Source organism: Actinoplanes sp. NPDC051851 (assembly GCF_040681165.1).
Classification (GTDB): Bacteria; Actinomycetota; Actinomycetes; order Mycobacteriales; family Micromonosporaceae; genus Actinoplanes.
Window position 1 is genome coordinate 1 of sequence record NZ_JBFAYF010000074.1, and the last position, 17380, is coordinate 17380.

A 17380-nucleotide genomic window follows, 5' to 3' on the forward strand; every position below is an offset into this window, starting at 1 on the left:
GTAACCCGAAGAACCAGCGGCTACGGACCCGTACCGCTACCACCCGCCGCCACCGCGGACACCTCAACCCCGCTTAAATTCGAAGAGCCGGTATCCCCGGGAATGACGAGCGGTACCGGGAAGAGATTCACGTCCACGCTCCCTGATCGCGTAAGGATTCGCCTGTCGTCCGCGGCTCACGCACCCGGAATGCCCGAGGTGCATTGTGGATGCAGGCTATCCGCCGATGTCAAGCGCTCACCGCCCCACCGAATTCACCGTGATCGCATTCTCGAATTCCCTCGATCATGACTCTCCGGCGTGCTATCCATCCGCTCTGAGCTGCTCATCAGTGGAAGAATGAACACCATAAGGCCAACCATCAAGATCTCCTTATGGTACGCGGTAAGCCGCGCCCGGCCGGTGACCGCGTACCTCGCCGGAGCTATCCGCCGGACCCCTTGTGTGCTCGCGATACGGCCGTCCGATCAATGATTACCGGTTTCGTGGAATCCCGATTCTGTCCGCTATCGATCACTGTTTCCGCGCACAAAACTCCTTTTCCTCCACAACCCCCGCATTCACCCTCCGTGACGTTCCTCCGCGACGGGCCTCAGCTCTTCCAAGGCGGGCCTCAGCTCTTCCGTGACGGGCCTCAGTCGTGGCGGCGGGTTCCGGACGGGGCGCGGCCGAGCAGGTGGCGGGCGGCGAGGTTGCGGGCGGCCAGCGTGAGGCGGGAGCCGGGTACCAGCAGGGCGGCCACCCGGCGGACGCCGCGCTGTTTGGGGGCGACGAGGGCGCGGTGCGATGATTCGTACCGGAGGAAGGCCTGTGAAATATCCTCGGGGGAATCGGCCAGCTCGGTCGCGAGGCGGTGGGCGCCGGCCATCGCCAGGGTGGAGCCGTCGCCGAAGAGGGAGACGCAGGAGGCGGCGTCGCCGAGCAGCGTGACGCGGCCCCGGGACCACGAGCCCACCGTCACGCGGCTGACCGCGTCGAAGTAGAAGTCGTCGGCGGCACGCAGGTACCCGAGCAGTTCGGGCACACGCCAGCCGACACCCCGGTACGCGGCGGTGACCAGCTCCTTCTGCGCCGCCGTGTCATGCCGCCCGGGTGTTGCCATGCCGTGCCGGCCGGGCGTCGCCGGGTCGGCACGGCGACGGGATGCCGGCGTCCCGGGGTGGCGGAAGATGAAGCCTGCGCCCTCCTCGCCACGCGACGGGTGCATCGCCAGCAGGCGCCCGGGCGTGTTGAGCAGCACCACCTCATCGGGACAGGTGGCGGGCCGGCCCAGGGGAAGGGTGGCGACATGGAGGCCCAGGTGCCGTACGAAATCGGTCTCGGGACCGAAAGCGATCCGGCGCACCGCGGAGTGCAGCCCGTCCGCGCCGACGACCAGGTCGAAGCGGCGGGGCGCGGCCTGTTCGAACGTGACGTCGACGCCGCCCGGGTCCTGGTGCAGGCCGGTGATGGTGTCGTCGAGCAGGAGCTCGGTGCTCTCCGCGGTGGTCGCGAGGAGCACCCTGGCCAGGTCGCCGCGGGGGATCTCCACCGCACCGTCCCCGCCGTTCATCGGGATCCGGGCGACGGTCCGCCCCCGCTGGTCGATGACGCGCATCGCGGTGGCGTGGGTGGCGGCCTCGCGGAGCGCGGGCAGCACGCCCATCCGCTCGGCGACCGGCAGCGCGGGCCCGCGGACGTCGACCGGGTTGCCGCTGGAGCGCTGGCCCCGGCCGCGCTCGACGATCGTGGTCTGCCAGCCGTCGCGGGCCAGCCAGTACGCGAGGGTGGCGCCGGCGATCCCGGCGCCCGAGATGAGAGCGTGTGCCATGCCACCAGGAAACCGCAGTGAGTGCAAAATTGCAATGACTGCTGCTTTGCCCAAGGCGCCTTTGTGCAGCGAGTGCCGTTGTGCGATGAGTGCTGTCATGCAGTGGGTGCGTTAGGGTGGCCGCGTGTCCCTCCGTGATCGCAAGCGCATCCGCACCCGCCAGGCGATCGTGGCCGCCGCGGCCGACCTGTTCGAGGCCAAGGGCTACGACGCGACCACGATCGCCGAGATCGCCGCGGCGGCGGAGATCGGCAGCCGGACGTTCTTCAGCTACTTCGCCACCAAGGAGGACGTGCTCTTCCCCGAGACCGACCTGCGGATCCACGCCGCCGTGGACGCGATCGCCACCCGTTCCCCGGAGGACGGCCCGGCCGAGGTGCTGCTGCGCGCGCTGCGCACGGTCGGCGAGGAGAGCGACGACCTGGGCGGCCGGATCGGCGCCCTGCGGATGCGGCTGGTCACCACCGTCCCGGCCGTTCGTGGCCGCGGCCTGCAGATCCAGATGGAGACACAGCGCGAGATCGCCCGCCGCATGGCCGCCGCCTTCCCGGACCAGCTCGACGAGGTGGCCGCCGCCGCCCTGACCGGCGCGTTCGTGGGAGCGGTCACCGCCGCGATCCAGGTCCTGCTGGAAGACCCGGAGCGCTCCCACAGCGGCCCGGCCGCGGTGCAGGAGGCGCTGGAGATAGCGGTCCGCGTGGCGCTGACACCATGGTTCACCCACAGCACTGCCGTAGCCCCAGCCGGTTCCGCGACCGCAGCGGCCCCGGTCGGCTCGACGGCCGCAGCCGTAGCAGAAAGCTCCCCGGAGGCAGCGGCGCGCGCCGGTTAGCCGTCATGCCGTGAAGTCAAGCAACTGCTGCTGACGCCGACATCCACGCAGAGGCGGCCGCGGCGCACGGTGGTCGGCGACGGGGCGGCTGCGGTACGCGGTGGTCGGCGACGGGGCGGTTGCGGTGCGCGGTGATTCACTGCGGGGCGGTTGCGGTAGGCGGTCGGTGGGGAAGGGCGACTCCAGCGCACGTTCCGGTTCGTGGGGGCGGCGAGGGGACACGCTTCGCACGTGGAGGGCGACGCGAGCACACCATCCTGCTCCGTGGGCCGCCGGAGGCACACGATCAGACCGGACGTGGGGCTCCAGGGGCACACGATGACTGTTCGAGTGCTCGGGCGGGCGCTGGAGCGACACGATCACGCATCGTGCGGCCGCACCGCCCCCACCAGTGCCAACGCGCACACCTGCCGCCCCTGGCCGCGCCGCGCGGGCGCTGAACGCCGGTCGCCGTGCTGTGCTGGCCGCCGGGCTGAGTCGGGCACCGGGCTGAGCCGGGCACCGGGCTGAGCCGGGCACCGGGCTGTGTCGCGGACGCCGGACGCCCCGGCGCCGGGCTGTGCCGGGCGTCCGTGTGGCCGGTGCGGTCCGCGTGGCCCGGTGTGGCCCGCGGCCCGGTGTGGCCCGGTGCGTGTCCGGCCCCGGCGCGGGGCGGGCTCAGCTCGGGCGGCTCCACTGCAGGGAGAGGCCGTTCGCCGCGCGTTCGGTGCGGATCTCCATCGCCGATCCGAGCATGGTGGCCCGGTCCACGACCAGCACCGCATCGTCCAGGGCGTACGTCACCCGCTCGGAGAGCATGACCGGCTCGCCCGGCGGCCGCCGCAGGTAGCCCGCGACCGGCTCCTCCAGCAGGCCCGGCCGGACCACCTCCGACGCCCGGTGTGCCAGGTGCCCGTGCAGGCCGAGCGCCGCGTAGAGCGACGTCGCGCTCATGTCGGCCCCGGACAGGTCGGTCCCGCGAACCCAGGAGACCTGGTGGACGGCGGGCCGCCCGGCGACCAGCCGTACCCGCTCCAGGCACGTCGACGGGCCCTCGCCCAGCCGATCGGCCGCCCACGGCGGAGGCGTGCCGGTCGACTGGTCGATGATCTCCGTCGTCACGGTCTGGCCCTGTTCGCGCAGGTCCTCGGCGAACCCGCGCAGCGAGGTCAGCTCGTAGCTGGCGCGCGGGTAGACGAACGTGCCGCGCCCCGGCTCCTGGGACAGCAGACCCTGGTCCTCCAGCTGCTTGAGGGCCTGCCGCAGGGTCGCGAGGGTGACGCCGTACCGGGAGCTCAGCTCCTTCTGCGGGGGCAGCGTGGAACCCGGCGACAGCTCGCCGTCACGGATCTTGCTGCTCAGGTCATCGGCGATGGCCTGATACTTCGGTGTGCGCGGGGGCAGCGGGCACCTCCTGGTCGACCCGGTCGAGGGCGGCGCGCAGCGCGGCGACCTCGAGTCCCAGGTCGGCCGGCGACGCTCCGTCCAGAACCCTACGCATCAGGGCGGCGCCCACCACCACCCCGTCCCCGGCGCGTGCCGCGGCGGCGGCCTGCTCGGGTGTGGAGATGCCGAACCCGATGAGCACCGGGATGCCGGTGACCGCCTTGATCCGGGCGGCTAGCGGCGCGGCGGAGGCGGCGAGCGCGTCGCGTTCCCCGGTGGTGTCCATGACGCTCACCGCGTACACGAAGCCGCGGCTGCGGGCGCCGATCTCGGCGAGCCGGTCGGGCGGGGTGACCGGCGCGGCGAGCAGCACCAGGTCGAGCCCGGCGGCGGTGGCGGCGGCCTCCAGTTCGTCCGCCTCGTCGACCGGCACGTCGGGCACGATCAGCCCGCTGAACCCGGCCGCGGCGAGCCGGGCGCAGAAGACGTCCACCCCGTCGTGGAACACCAGGTTGGCGTAGGTCATCGCGATCAGTGGGATGCGCACCCGGTCGCGCACCGCGGCCACGTCGGCCAGGATCGAGTCGACCGTGACGCCGCGTCGCAGGGCCCGGTCGGAGGCGCGCTGGATGACCGCGCCGTCCAGCGTCGGGTCGGAGAACGGCAGCCCGATCTCGGCCCCGGTCGCCCCGGCCTCCTGGAAGGCCAACAGATAGTCGGTCCAGTCCTCGGTGACACCGCCGGTGAGGTACGGATTCAGCCGTTTCACGCCACACCCCCGGCGATGGCCGCCATGTCCTTGTCGCCGCGCCCGGAGAGGGTGACCAGCACGGTCGACCCGGCCGGCAGCTCCGGGGTGCACGCCGCGCGCATCACCCAGGCCACCGCGTGCGCCGACTCCAGCGCGCAGATGATCCCCTCGGCCCGGGCCAGTCGCCGCAGCGCGGAGAGCGCCTCCTCGTCGGTGACCGTGTGGTACGCCGCCCGCCCGGTCTGCCCGAGGTGTGCGTGCTCCGGCCCGATCCCGGGGTAGTCCAGCCCCGCCGAGATCGACTCCGCCTCGGCGATCTGTCCCCAGTCGTCCTGGAGGACCATCGAACGGGTCCCGTGCACGATGCCCGGCCGCCCGTTCGTCATCGCCGCGCCACCCGCCGCCTCCACACCGACCAGCCGCGCCGTCGAGTCGAGGAACCCGGCGAACGTGCCGGCCGCGTTCGACCCGCCGCCCACGCAGGCCACCACCACGTCGGGGACCACCGGGCACTGCTCGCGGGCCTCGTCGCCGATGACCCGCTGCATCTCCCGGACCATCCACGGGTACGGGTGCGGGCCGCCCACTGACCCGAGGCAGAAGTGCGCCTCGTCGACCGCCGCCACCCAGGCCCGCATCGCCTCGTTGGTGGCGTCCTTGAGCGTCCGGCTGCCACTGGTCACCGGGATCACCTCGGCGCCGAGCAGCTCCATCCGGAAGACGTTGAGCCGCTGCCGGGCGATGTCGCGCTCGCCCATGTAGACCGTCGCGGAGAGGCCGAGCAGGGCGGCCGCGGTGGCGGTGGCGACGCCGTGCTGCCCGGCGCCGGTCTCGGCGATCAGCCGGGTCTTGCCCATCCGGCGGGCCAGCATCGCCTGGCCGAGTACGTTGTTGATCTTGTGGGAGCCGGTGTGCGCCAGGTCCTCCCGCTTGAGCAGCAGGGTCACGCCGAGCTCGGTGGAGAGGTTGCCCGCCGGGGTCAGCGCGGTCGGGCGGCCCGCGTAGACCGATCGGAGCTCGTCGAGGCGCTCGCGGAAGTCCGTGTCGGCCCAGGCGTCGCGGAACGCCTCCTCCAGCGCGGCGCAGGCCGGGACCAGGGACTCGGGAACATACCGCCCGCCGAACCGGCCGAACCGCCCGGCCGCCGACGGCGCGGCGATGGACACACTCATGGCGCCTCCCAACAGTTATAGAACTCTGCCGCGCCCAGTGTTCCACAAGACGCGGCAGAGTTCTATAACTTTCAGAGGGCCTTGTAGAGCGCCTCCGGGGTCACCGCGCCGGCCAGCACCCGGCCGTCATCGGTGATCAGCACGCTGAACAGGGAACCGCTGAGCAGCCGTCCCTTGCCCCACGACCCGCTCACCTCGGGCAGCGTGTCGAGCAGCGCCTGCGGGTCGAGATCGGCGGACGACCCGGCGGCGGTCTTGCCGGAGTCCTTGGAGAGTGACTCGAAGTCCGGCAGCGTGGTGGAGAAGATCGAGGTCCAGCCCTTGCCGATCACCTCGGCGCCGGACTTCGCGGCCGACGGCGAGCCGGAAGCCGCGTGCGACCCCGACGGCAGCGAGGTCTCACCGGCCTCGGTGATCTTCGCGTTCGGCGGCGGGTTGAACGTGAACTGCTCGGCGTCCGGCACCGTGAAGCTGATCTGCTCGAACGCCACCCGTACCGCGGGCTTGGTGGTGTTCTTCGCGTACACGTCCACCCGCAGCGGGATGTGCTGCTCGGCGTCGATCGCCAGCCGCACCTGCCCGATCAGCGAGTCGGTGTCCCGCGGGCTCAGCACCAGCTCGTACGCGTCCCGCCCGGCCACCTTCGCCGCGCCGGTCGTCTCCACCTTCGTGGTCGGGTCGATCGCCGCGAGCGCCGCGTCGGCGGCCTCCTGCGGCGAGGACGGGACCGTGGACGGCACGGCGTGCGTGGTGCCGGAGCCGTCGGCGGGGAGCGTCAGGTGCGTCCCCGTGTTGTCCGCGCTGTTCCACTGCCACAGGTCCGGCCCGTTGCGGATCACGTCGGTCTCACCGGACCCGCCCACCAGGGCGACCCGCATGCTCTCCTCACCCGCATACCAGACGCGGGCGGTGTTGCTGCCCGAGATCAGGCTGGTCAGCGACCCGGTCCCGGACCCGGCCGCGCCGGACGCCTTGCCGAGCAGCCCGGCGATTCCCGGCAGGCCGAGGTCGGCGCTCTGCACCACGGTCCCGGAGAGCCCGTCGACGTGGGCGTCCTGCAGGTCCACCAGCAGCTGGGCGGCGCTGCGGTCCGGCAGGGCCGAATCGGCGCTCGCCACGATCGTCCCGGCCGCCGCGCCGCCCCCGATGACGGCCACCGCGGCGGCCGACGGCACCAGCCAGCGCAGTGCGGGCCTCGACTTGAACACGGACACGATGTCCACCTCCCGTTTGTCTGAACCCAGCGTGCGTCGATGGCCCTGTGACGATGCTGAGACGAACCCTTAGGGGCTGAGAAGGTGCTGAGAGCCGTACCCCTGAGAAAGCGGATCCATGTCAAGGTAACCCAGTGCGGTTGCTGGTGGTGGAGGACGAGGAACGGCTGGCCGCAGCGCTGCGCCGGGGTCTGCAGGCCGAGGGCTTCGCGGTGGACGTGGCCCACGACGGGCAGCAGGGGCTGGAGATGGCCCGGCACGGCGGCTACGACGCGATGATCCTCGACGTCATGCTGCCCCGCCTCTCCGGCTACCGCGTCGTGCGCCAGCTGCGCGCCGAGCGCCACTGGCTGCCGGTGCTGATGCTCTCGGCCAAGGACGGCGAATACGATCAGGCCGACGGTCTCGACTGCGGCGCCGACGACTATCTGACCAAGCCTTTCTCGTACGTCGTCCTGCTCGCCCGGCTCCGAGCGCTGCTCCGTCGCGGCACCCAGGCCCGCCCGGCGGTGCTGACCTGCGGCGACGTCGAGCTGGACCCGGCCGAGAAGCGGGTCACCGTGGCCGGCGAGGAGGTCACCCTGACCACGCGGGAGTTCGCCCTCCTCGAGTACCTGATCCGCCGCGCCGGCCAGGTGGTCTCCAAGACCGAGCTGCTCGACCACGTCTGGGACGCCGCCCTGGACACCGCGCCCAACGCCGTCGAGGTCTACATCGGCTACCTGCGCCGCAAGATCGGCCGCGAGCGCCTGGAGACGGTCCGCGGCTCCGGCTACCGCCTGGCCGCCGCCGGGACGGGACACTAGAGCGCATGGCCAAGCGGCTCAAGGAGCTGAGCCTGCGCGCCCGCCTCCTGCTGATCGCCACCACCTCCCTGGCCCTGGCCCTCGCCGCCAGCGGCATCCTGCTGGTCGTGGTGCTGAACTACGCCCAGATGCGCTCGCTGCGCACCGAGACCCTGGAGACCGCCCGCGGCGTCGCCCGCCTCGTCGAGCAGGGCCAGCTCACCGACCCGATCCCGGTCACCCCCGGCGTCCAGGTCCAGGTCCTCGACAGCGCCCGCCGGGTCCTCGCGGTCTCCGCCACCGCCGACCGCCTGGTCCCGATCCTCTACCCGGACGAGCTGCGCGATCTCCCCGACGGCCAGGGGGTGATGATCTCCGGCACCCGGATCGGCTTCGACGGCCCGGCACGCGTCGTGATGGTCACCGCGGGCCCGCCCACCGACCCGGTGACGATCCTGGTGGCCCGTTCCGCGAGTCAGCTCACCCAGGGCGCCCACCTGCTGCGGATCACCCTGCTGGTCGCGTTCCCGCTGCTGGTGGGCCTGCTCGCGGCCGGTCTCTGGCGGGCGCTGGGCGCCGCGCTCCGGCCGGTCGACGCGCTGCGGGCGGGCGCCGAGGAGATCACCGGCGGCACCCGGGAGGGCCGGCTGCCGGTCCCGGACTCGCGCGACGAGATCCACCGGCTGGCGACCACGCTCAACGACATGCTGCACCGGCTCGACGCGGCCCGGGCCCGGCAGCGCGCGTTCGTCGCCGACGCCGCCCACGAGCTGCGGAGTCCGCTGACGAACATGCGCACCGAACTGGAGGTCGCCCAGCGCCTGCCGGACGACACCGACTGGCCGGCGCTCAGCGAGGACCTGCTCACCGACGTGCAGCGGCTCTCCCGCCTCGTCGACGACCTGCTCCTGCTGGCCCGTACGGACGACGCGTCGGCCCGGGCGGTGACCGCGCGCGGCGTCGAGGAGACCGATCTGGGTCAGCTCGCCGGTGAGGTCGCCGCGCGCTACCCGGACGTCCTGCACGTGGACGCCGGCACGCCGCTGCCGCTGCTCGCCGAGCCCGACGCGCTGGCCCGGGTGGTCGCGAACCTGCTCGACAACGCGGTCCGGCACGCCCGCTCGGCGGTCGTCGTCACTACCGGTGCCGACGCCACGGGGCCGTTCCTGATCGTGACCGACGACGGCCCGGGCATCCCGCCGGCCGACCGGGAGCGGGTCTTCCACCGCTTCACCAGGCTCGACGAGGGCCGTGCCCGGGACGCCGGCGGGTCCGGGCTGGGCCTCGCGATCGTCCGCGAGCTGGTCCGCCGGCATGGGGGATCGGTCACCCTGGGTGACGCGGATCCGGGTCTCCGGGTGGAGATCAGATTTTCTCCCGTACGGTCGGAGAAAGCCGGGAACTAATCGGGCCGGACGGCCGACTGTACGACGTGCCCGGCATCGGGCGACGACTCGACGGAAGGTTCTCGCCACCATGTCCCTGCTCCAGCGTTCCGCAGTGGTGGCCGCCGCGGCCGGTCTTCTCGTCCTCGGGCTGGCCGGCCCCGCGTCCGCGCACGTGACGGTCAACCCGAGCACGGCGACCGCCGGCGGCTACGCGAAGGTCTCGTTCCGGGTGCCGACGGAGTCCGACACCGCCTCCACCACCAAGGTCGAGGTGAACCTGCCGACCGACAGCCCGATCGCCTCGGTCTCGCTCAAGCCACTCCCCGGCTGGACCGCCGTCGCCGAGAAGACGAAGCTGGCCACCCCGGTCAAGACCGACGACGGCGAGGTCACCGAGGCCGTCACGAAGATCACCTGGACCGCCGGCTCCTCCTCGGCGATCAAGCCCGGCCAGTTCCAGGAGTTCGACGTCGCCCTGGGCCCGCTGCCCGATTCCGGTCAGGTCATCTTCAAGGCCCTGCAAACCTATTCCGACGGTACGGTCGTCCGCTGGATCGACGAGCCGACCACCGACGGCACCGAGCCGGAGAGCCCCGCGCCGGTGCTGACCATCACCGCCGCCGACGACAGCACCGACACCGCGGCCACCACGGCGACGGCCACCGAGGCCGAGCCCACCGACGACGGCGGCAGCGGCAGCGGACTGGGACTCGCCGGGCTGATCGCCGGCCTCCTGGGCCTGGTGCTCGGCGGTCTGGCGTACGCGAAAGCCTCCCGCAAGCCGATCACCCAGGGCGAGACGGAGACGGCCAAGAGCTGACCCTCGGTGGGCCGGACCTTCCGGCGCAGGCCCGGGCCACGGCCCGGGCCTTGCGTTACGCTGCGCGGAAGATCATCAAACCCGGCTGGAGAGCCCCATGAAGTCCCGCGTGTGGAACGGCGCCCTCGCGCTCGTCGTGCTCTTCTCGCTGGTCACCCAGATCATGCTGACCGCCCTGGACGCCGCCCCGCACGCCGGCCCACCGACGCACGAGCCGGCCGTGACCCGTTTCATCCGCCTGTTCAGCTACTTCACGATCCAGAGCAACATCCTGCTTCTGATCGGCGCGGTCACCCTGGCCCGCGACCCGTCCCGCGACGGCCGCCTCTGGCGCGTGATCCGCCTCGACGCCCTGCTCGGCATCGTGATCACCGGCATCGTCTACGCCACGATCCTGGCCGGCCAGGTCGAGCTGCACGGTTTCGCCTGGTGGTCCAACCTGGGCTTCCACTACATCGCCCCGTGGGCCGCCCTGACCGGCTGGCTGTTCCTCGGCCCGCGCCCGCGCATCGACGCCCGCACCCTGGCCTGGTCCGCGATCTGGCCCGCCCTCTGGATCGCCTACACCCTGGCCCACGGCGCCGTGACCGATTGGTATCCCTACCCCTTCGCCGACGTAACCCAGCTGGGTCTCCCGACCGTGCTGATCAACCTGGGCGCGGTGGTGGTGATCGCCGTCGTGCTGGCGATGCTGCTGCGCCTGCTGGACACCCGCCTGCCGTCCGGCGCGGCGACCTCGGGGGAGCGTGAGCGTCCCGCGGTGCCGCGTCAGCGTTCCGGTGCGGAGGCCATCGCCGACCGCGAGGCCTGACGTCGCGGTGAGGGTTGTGTCGCCCCCAGCTGATCCGTCCGTCAGCGGAGGGTGGTCCGCAGAACCTGCAGGCGTTCCCGGTACTCCTCGGCCTCGATCTCGCCGCGGGCGAACCGCTCGGCCAGCACCCGTTCGGCGTCGGCGGACGTATCCGGCGGACCACCCCGGGCACGCGTGGCGATCATGCCGCCGGCGATCACGCCGCCCGCGACGAACAGGATGACCATGAGGGAGACGAGCGCGTTCGTGCCTGCTCCGGCGGAGTATTCGTACGTCATGGTGGTGGATCCCTTCTCTGTGCTCTGGCCAGTCTCGGCAGAGCCGGGCGCACCGGTAGAGGCGAAGGTCCCGTCTCAGCGAAACGGGGTGTCGCGGCGCGGGGACCGCCGACCGCCCGGGCCACCGAGGACATCTCCCGGCGGGTCGAGGCGATCCAGGCCGACACCGGCGGCGCGGCCATCGCGATCGAGGAGCAGACCGCGTCGCAACAGCTCAGCACCGAGGTCGGCAGCTTCCAGCGGTGACGTGCGGGAGTGGTACCCAGGTACCACTGCCGCCGTGTGATGCCTCCTGTGGTATCAGGGTTCGTCCCGTTTCGCTCCCTAGACCACCCGGCCCCGGGAGCCGGTCGCTGGGTATCGACGAGGTCCGTTGCGGTAGACCTCGCTGGAGTTTCGACGAGGTCACCGCGTCGTGGACCACCACCGTCGACCGCTGGCACGTCGGCTTCGTGGATCTGGTCGGCGGGCAAGGGCTGCTCGCGCAGGTCGAGAGCCGGACCAGCAAGGCGGTGACGGACTGTCTCACCGCTCGCCCCCGAACCTGGCGTGAGCAGGTTCAGGCCGTCGCTGTCGACGTGTGCACGGTGTTCAAGGCTGCGGTCCGTGAGGCGCTGCCGCACGCGTTGCTGGTCGAAGAGCCGCGAAACTGGCCACCCACGCCCGCCGCCGCTTTCTGTCCATCTCCGAGACCGGGCCCTGGGCCCGACGCGCTCACCCTCTGCTGGCAACGCCTCACCCAGCTACCGGCCACCTGACCAGCAGGCCCCTGCACCTACCAGCAGAAAGGCCGTCCCGGAGGCCGGAGACCTCGCGCGTCCACAGCGACACGTGGCGATGTGTCACCCACAGGCGGCGGACAAATGGTCAAGCCGAAACGGTCGGGCAGGGAGCGAAACCCCCTGCCGGATCGAGGTGGAGGCGCCGCATCGGTCCACATCATCGGCAAACTGGTTCACTTCGACTCCGAAGCGGACGAGTCGGAGTCGGCGTCGGTCGTGCTTCCTGGATCATTTTCTCGCCGGCGCAACCGTCACCAGACAGTGCATCCAGTACAGCCGGTATTGTAGCCCCGCACCGCGATGCTGGATGTCCATCGCCGAGCACAGCTCCGGGGTGAGCGTGCCGAGCAGCCGTTCCCATTCCCGCGGATCCACTTGCTGCGCCGACCTGCTTACCCAGCTCGACAGCGCATCGACATGCGGAACGATGCTGCCCCGAGTCAGCGACAGCCCGGAACGGGAGATGAGGCTCAACAGGCTCACCGGCGTCCACACCCGGCGCCGATTCGGAGACATGGCTCGCGCCACGGACTGAAGCCAATCCGCCGCCACCGGATCAGGCGCCACGATCTGACCGACATACATCACTCCCGAGGCTGCCAGGCGTCCGCTCAGAACGCGTAATACGTCCGCCGGGTCCTCGACGTAGTGCAAGACTTGCCGGAGCAGGATCGTGTCGAACATGCCGTCGGACGCGTCCAGCGCCTCTATCGCCTTCGCCACCCGTACAAGGCCGGGAGGCACATGGCTCAACATGCCAAGACTCTCGTCCAGGACGACCGTCCTGGCGGCACCCAGACGGCCGACGACGTAGTCGGCTAAAAATCCGGTCCCTCCACCGGCATCGAGCAAGCTTCCCAGATCCCGGTCGGTCAGTAACTGGACAGCGGCGGCCGCGACCTCCGGCGAACTGCTCCAGTTCGATCGCAGTTGGTAGTCAGAGGCCCGGACATCGAACTCTTCGGAGTTGCTGACCATTACGACCCGGTCCCGATGTGCTCCCAGTACAGATCGGCCACTTCAGCCGGAACACCGTCGACAAAATGTTCGTCACGGTCGATGTAAAGGCGGCGCAGGGTCCGGCCATCGACGTGGGAGTCCTCCGGGACGCGCAGCACCTGGTCACCCTGTTCGAGGAAGAAGGTGGCCTTCCAGTCGTCGAATTCCTCCCCGGCATCAGGGATGATCCAGGTGCGTTCTCCGGGAAACCACTCGATGATCCAGTCCCACGCCAGGTCGGGCCGGGGCAGAACCAGGGGCACGCAGCGGACGAGGGGTCTATCGGCCACCACGAGACGTGACACCCGCGTAACCGCCTCGAGCCGCACCGCAGCCGGCCAGAGATTGCGATCCGGTGCGTGGTGCTCATCCGCGGTCGCCGAAAATCCGGCGTCCTGGGACTCTGCCCGGTTGCCAGTCGACGCGACGACCCCGATGACCAGGAGCATGTCCGCCCTGACAAGGTCAGCCGCCCGCATGACCACTTGGAAGTGACCTTTGTGAAACGGCTGGAATCGTCCGGAGAGAATCGCATACCGGCCCACCGCGCCACCCATCTTCTATCTGAAGACTGCAAGGATCACGACAACACCTACGATGACGAACGCCAATGACAACGTCGCAGCCCAGGAGAACGTCCGGACCGAACGTTTCAGTATGGCTTTCTCAATGGCAGCTCGCTCAACGCTGGACAGCGTGTCGGGGGTTAGCCGGTCACTCTCCCGTCGGGCAGATTCGACACAGGATGCCGCAACCGCCAGGCTGGCCGCGACGAGCAGCCACGGCACTGCCGCCACGAAATAACTACTGGCCTCCTCTTTGTTTCCCGGGATGCTCGTCAGTAGATTGAGCGAGGCGCTGGACGCGAGGCCAGCAAGGAAATACCAGAAGGCCGGTGATATCAACATCAATCGGCTCATGCTGGCGACTCTCCGACCGTATCGATAGGGTCCCAGGCGTCAGCGAGGATCTCACGGCCGGCGCTGTTGACGAGGTCGAGCATGTTGAGCAGCTCTGAGCGCCCGATACGAGCGCTGGCTTGCCTGACTCTCGCGCCGAGGGCGATCAGCCGACTTCGGCGGGCCCGCCAGAGTTGCAATTCCTCCAGCCCTACCCCGGCCTGCGGAAGTCGCTCCAGGAGCCGTTCCCGAGTGGCCACATGCTCAGTCGAATAGGCGAGCAGATCCTCGACACGCGCGAGCATCACCGCCAAGACGGCTGCCGTCGGCGCTCCTGCCTGCCCGACTCCCGAACCTTGAAACAGTACGGTGGCCTGCTGTTTCGAGTCGAGGTACGATTCGACGAATTTCGGCCATTTGGCCGCCGAAGCGCGAGCCAGGTCCGGAAAGTGCATCTCCTCAAGAGCGATGACGGCGCTGGACGGTACGAGGTCCTTCCAGGCGTTGTCGCCCCGGCTCGCCAGTCTCCTGACCAGTGCTCCCGATATGTGGGTCAGTTCCTGGGGAACCGGAACCCTAATACAGTCCTCACCACTGGACCGGAGCCCCGCAGTGAGTTCCACTCCGGTTCCGTTCGCGTCCGGCAACAACCAGACGCGCTTGCGGGGCAGGAACGCCTCCTCGCCGGCCACCTGCCACAGCGGAGGCCAGCACGGCGCCACTGTCGTGCTCTGCGTCAGACCGAGATCGTTGACTGTTGCGCTGATGGCCAGCATCCGCTGCCAGTAGGTGAGTGGGTTGTGTGCACCGTGCGCGTCATCGTGTTGCGGATCATCTCCCGCCGTTCGGGGAGGTTCGGGAACCCGGACCGCGATCACGACGTGCTCGTATCGTTCCGCGGCCCACTGCAGAGCCCAAGCATGCCCACGGTGGAAGGGCTGGAATCGTCCGACGAGCATGGCGAACTCGCGCGCCAGCGAGGGGAACCACTGCTGTCCTACGGTCTCCGTTGCCGCGAATACCTCAGCGGTTCCGGCTGGCACCGTGGTGCTGACGTCCTGCCCCCGACGGATCTTGGCGCGGATCAGGCTGCTACGGAACTCGAGCCCCATCGGAATGTCGTCCGCCAGCACGATGGTCTCACCCAGACGTCGCATATCAGATGCCTTGGCACTCTCCGAATCCTCGAGAGCAGGCACGTACCAGTATCGATGCCGCTGCGGGGGGAGGTAGTAGCTCTCCCGTTCGACACTCGCCCGCGGATGCCAAGTCGGGACGATATGCACCCGTCCGAGCTGGTGCTCATCCAGGCCTATCCTGCTGAACAGCCAGGTCCGCTCCCAGTAGTTGAGCGGATTATCTTCGAGACGAAATCTGTCGAAGCTCCGGTCGAACGGGTTCAGCGGATCTGGGTTGACGACGGCTACGATGACACGCGGATTTGTTTCCAAGAGCATCTGCAGCACGCTCAGATGGCCAAGGTGAAATGGCTGCCACCTTCCTCCTAGAATAGGCCATCTGGGCAATGACTCGGTCACTGCTAGACCTCCACGACGTCGAGGTCGACAGGCACCGTCACGGGCCCCTCATACTCGGCGGACGCTTCTCGGATCAGAGTGGCGAGGTGCGGGTACTCGGAGGGGAACTGATGAACGAGATGCAGCCTCTTCGCACCGGACTCGCGTGCGGCCCGCCCGGCCTCGGCCGCCGTGGAATGACCAGTCCGTCCCGCAAGATCCGCCAGGGCAGTGCGGCAGAATCCCTCGTGGACCATTAGATCCGAGCCGCGGGCCAACTCCACGAAAGCCGGGCAGTGCACAGTGTCCGAGCTATAACTGACGACCGTCTCGCCATTCTCGATACGCAATCCGATGTTGGGAACCGAATGCTGCACCTCGACTGCGGTGACCCGCAGCGAGCCGATATCGAATTTCTGCCCGATCGGCACGGGTAGCCAATCGATCGTGAACGGCCACCGTGCCGGGTCGTAGTAGAACCGCAACGTCGATTGGAGCCCTTGAAGGATTCCCTCGAGTGCATAGATCTTCACGGTGTCCGGCCCGGTCGTCCCCGCGAGTCGATCGTAAAAGGAACTCCAGAGTAGGTAGGGCAGACCGGATGCATGATCGCCGTGTGCGTGAGTGATCACGATGTTCTCGACTGCCGCACACGGTAATTCCGTCCGGTAGACCTGGCGAGTCGCGCCCGGGCCGGCGTCAACCAGGAGCACTGTCTCTCCCTCTTGGACTACGAAGCCGGTTGCCTCCCTGTCGGCGGTCTGATTACCGCAAGTTCCAAGGTAAGTCAGTTTCACGATCCACAGTCCTTCTGTAGTTCTCGCACGAGGTCGCCGTACATCTCACTGAACGGCCGCCAACCCTTGCCCAGCGGCCGTTTGAAGTACACATCAAGATAGTCCAACAAGCCACGCTTTTTGAGTCGCAGGGCAACAAACATGTGCCGAGCGAGATCCAGAACGAGAGGCGCCGCCAAGATGCTGTCCCGCCCGAGCCAGTTCACCCGAAAGGACATCGCCTGGTCATGCCAGCCCGCGAAATCCACGAGATCCCAAGACTCTTTGTTGTCCCCCCTGGGTGCGTAGTAATTGATCTCCACAAGGTTCGTGAAGTCCTCGTAGCCGATGACCGGGGCCAGCACGTCACGTTTATCGGACATCTTGATGGTGGAATGCTCGGGGCGGGAAAGTACCAGTCCGTCGTTGTTCCCGAGCAAGTTCGTGCTGTACCAGCCCGTCAGCCGGAGGCCGCGGTTACGCAGCATCTCTCCCAACACCGCCTTGAGCAGGGTTTGGCCCGTGCTTCCGTCGCGTCCCGCGATCGGCAGGCCCTCTCGCTCCGCGATCTCACGGAAAGCCGGTATCTCGAGCGTCGCAGTGGGCGTGAAATCGACGAACGCGCATCCTTCGGACAGGGCGGCCTGACAATAGAGCATGCTCGACGTGATCCGGTCGTCGTTCACACTGAGGGCTTCGTGGAACGCGTCCGCGTCCCACGAATGGACCTCCGAGTCCACTTCGACTCCGGGCGACGCAAGGTAGATCACGACACACTGACTCACGGCGTTCTGGGCGCGGAACATGGCGATGTCCTCCCGGATGCGCTCCACCTGGTCCTGCGCCGGACGGAACGGGTATTTCGCCACGAGTTCCCTGACGTCATGTCGTGTGACGATCGGCTGGTAAACCGGGATGCGGCTGCCCCGAGGCCTGGCCAAGACGTGAGGAGGAAGGATCGCGTACCCTCTCGCCAGGTCGAACGCGTCGGCATCCGGGCCGGAATCCCAGCCACCGAAGACGAACTCGGACGGGTGCGGGAATCTCTCGACAAGGTTTCGGGGCAGGGCGTTGATTATCGAACCGCCGTGCAGTTCCCGCTCGGTGCCCAGCATCGTTCCGACCACGGTCGTGTTCGCCGTCGCACCGTTGATTCCGACGATCAGCAGGCCGATGGGCAT

Annotated in this window: 18 protein-coding genes; 6 read left to right on the forward strand and 12 right to left on the reverse strand. The window is 69.3% G+C overall.

The genetic code is table 11. The features are described from left to right. Positions 1–634: 634 nt before the first annotated feature. Positions 635–1810: an FAD-dependent monooxygenase gene (locus AB0M08_RS41010; protein WP_364505725.1), complete on the reverse strand. Its 1176-nt coding sequence runs from the start codon at positions 1808–1810 to the stop codon at positions 635–637. Between the two features lie 124 nt (positions 1811–1934). On the opposite strand from AB0M08_RS41010, the gene AB0M08_RS41015 reads away from it, so the two are divergent. Beyond that, on the forward strand, positions 1935–2642 hold the full coding sequence (locus tag AB0M08_RS41015) for a TetR/AcrR family transcriptional regulator (protein ID WP_364505727.1): 708 nt from the start codon (positions 1935–1937) through the stop codon (positions 2640–2642). 657 nt (positions 2643–3299) lie between these two features. On the opposite strand, the gene AB0M08_RS41020 is transcribed toward AB0M08_RS41015, so the two are convergent. From AB0M08_RS41020 to AB0M08_RS41035, 4 genes are all read right to left on the reverse strand, one after another. Beyond that, positions 3300–4025 carry a GntR family transcriptional regulator gene (locus tag AB0M08_RS41020; protein ID WP_364505803.1) on the reverse strand — a complete coding sequence of 242 codons (726 nt, stop codon included), beginning with the start codon at positions 4023–4025 and terminating at the stop codon, positions 3300–3302. Next, the gene (gene trpA, locus AB0M08_RS41025) at positions 3985–4776 is read right to left on the reverse strand and encodes a tryptophan synthase subunit alpha (RefSeq protein ID WP_364505729.1); all 792 of its coding nucleotides are present in this window, start codon (positions 4774–4776) and stop codon (positions 3985–3987) included. The genes AB0M08_RS41020 and trpA overlap by 41 nt, the downstream gene beginning before the upstream one ends. Further along, positions 4773–5930: a tryptophan synthase subunit beta gene (gene trpB / locus AB0M08_RS41030; protein ID WP_364505731.1), complete on the reverse strand. Its 1158-nt coding sequence runs from the start codon at positions 5928–5930 to the stop codon at positions 4773–4775. Before trpB ends, trpA begins: the two co-directional genes overlap by 4 nt. Before the next feature lie 71 nt (positions 5931–6001). Beyond that, positions 6002–7144: a sigma-E factor regulatory protein RseB domain-containing protein gene (locus AB0M08_RS41035; protein WP_364505733.1), complete on the reverse strand. Its 1143-nt coding sequence runs from the start codon at positions 7142–7144 to the stop codon at positions 6002–6004. A gap of 134 nt (positions 7145–7278) precedes the next feature. Here AB0M08_RS41035 and AB0M08_RS41040 point away from each other — a divergent pair, with 134 nt between their 5' ends. From AB0M08_RS41040 to AB0M08_RS41055, 4 genes are all read left to right on the forward strand, one after another. After that, positions 7279–7950 carry a response regulator transcription factor gene (locus tag AB0M08_RS41040; RefSeq protein ID WP_364505735.1) on the forward strand — a complete coding sequence of 224 codons (672 nt, stop codon included), beginning with the start codon at positions 7279–7281 and terminating at the stop codon, positions 7948–7950. Between the two features lie 5 nt (positions 7951–7955). Then, positions 7956–9335: an ATP-binding protein gene (locus tag AB0M08_RS41045; RefSeq protein WP_364505737.1), complete on the forward strand. Its 1380-nt coding sequence runs from the start codon at positions 7956–7958 to the stop codon at positions 9333–9335. Between the two features lie 70 nt (positions 9336–9405). After that, positions 9406–10137: a YcnI family protein gene (locus AB0M08_RS41050; protein WP_364505738.1), complete on the forward strand. Its 732-nt coding sequence runs from the start codon at positions 9406–9408 to the stop codon at positions 10135–10137. Positions 10138–10234: 97 nt separating this feature from the next. Beyond that, complete coding sequence (locus AB0M08_RS41055) at positions 10235–10948, forward strand: Pr6Pr family membrane protein (RefSeq protein ID WP_364505740.1); 714 nt, start codon at positions 10235–10237, stop codon at positions 10946–10948. Positions 10949–10989: 41 nt separating this feature from the next. Here AB0M08_RS41055 and AB0M08_RS41060 read toward each other — a convergent pair whose 3' ends face one another. Beyond that, positions 10990–11226 (reverse strand): SHOCT domain-containing protein, encoded by a 237-nt coding sequence (locus AB0M08_RS41060; RefSeq protein WP_364505742.1) that lies wholly within the window; start codon positions 11224–11226, stop codon positions 10990–10992. Positions 11227–11468: 242 nt separating this feature from the next. Between AB0M08_RS41060 and AB0M08_RS41065 the strand changes: the two genes are divergently transcribed. Beyond that, positions 11469–11984 carry a transposase gene (locus AB0M08_RS41065; RefSeq protein WP_364505744.1) on the forward strand — a complete coding sequence of 172 codons (516 nt, stop codon included), beginning with the start codon at positions 11469–11471 and terminating at the stop codon, positions 11982–11984. Between the two features lie 252 nt (positions 11985–12236). Here the strand turns inward: AB0M08_RS41065 and AB0M08_RS41070 are convergent, their stop codons facing one another. The 6 genes from AB0M08_RS41070 to AB0M08_RS41095 are packed head-to-tail and all read right to left on the reverse strand — an operon-like array spanning position 12237 to position 17380. Continuing rightward, positions 12237–12986 carry a methyltransferase domain-containing protein gene (locus tag AB0M08_RS41070; protein ID WP_364505746.1) on the reverse strand — a complete coding sequence of 250 codons (750 nt, stop codon included), beginning with the start codon at positions 12984–12986 and terminating at the stop codon, positions 12237–12239. Then, the gene (locus AB0M08_RS41075) at positions 12986–13564 is read right to left on the reverse strand and encodes an adenylyltransferase/cytidyltransferase family protein (RefSeq protein WP_364505748.1); all 579 of its coding nucleotides are present in this window, start codon (positions 13562–13564) and stop codon (positions 12986–12988) included. The genes AB0M08_RS41070 and AB0M08_RS41075 overlap by 1 nt, the downstream gene beginning before the upstream one ends. A 3-nt stretch (positions 13565–13567) precedes the next feature. Beyond that, positions 13568–13927 carry a hypothetical protein gene (locus AB0M08_RS41080; RefSeq protein WP_364505750.1) on the reverse strand — a complete coding sequence of 120 codons (360 nt, stop codon included), beginning with the start codon at positions 13925–13927 and terminating at the stop codon, positions 13568–13570. Further along, positions 13924–15444 (reverse strand): adenylyltransferase/cytidyltransferase family protein, encoded by a 1521-nt coding sequence (locus AB0M08_RS41085; RefSeq protein ID WP_364505752.1) that lies wholly within the window; start codon positions 15442–15444, stop codon positions 13924–13926. The genes AB0M08_RS41080 and AB0M08_RS41085 overlap by 4 nt, the downstream gene beginning before the upstream one ends. Positions 15445–15446: 2 nt before the next feature. Further along, on the reverse strand, positions 15447–16220 hold the full coding sequence (locus AB0M08_RS41090; RefSeq protein ID WP_364505754.1) for an MBL fold metallo-hydrolase: 774 nt from the start codon (positions 16218–16220) through the stop codon (positions 15447–15449). Next, on the reverse strand, positions 16217–17380 hold the full coding sequence (locus AB0M08_RS41095; protein ID WP_364505756.1) for an inositol-3-phosphate synthase: 1164 nt from the start codon (positions 17378–17380) through the stop codon (positions 16217–16219). Before AB0M08_RS41095 ends, AB0M08_RS41090 begins: the two co-directional genes overlap by 4 nt.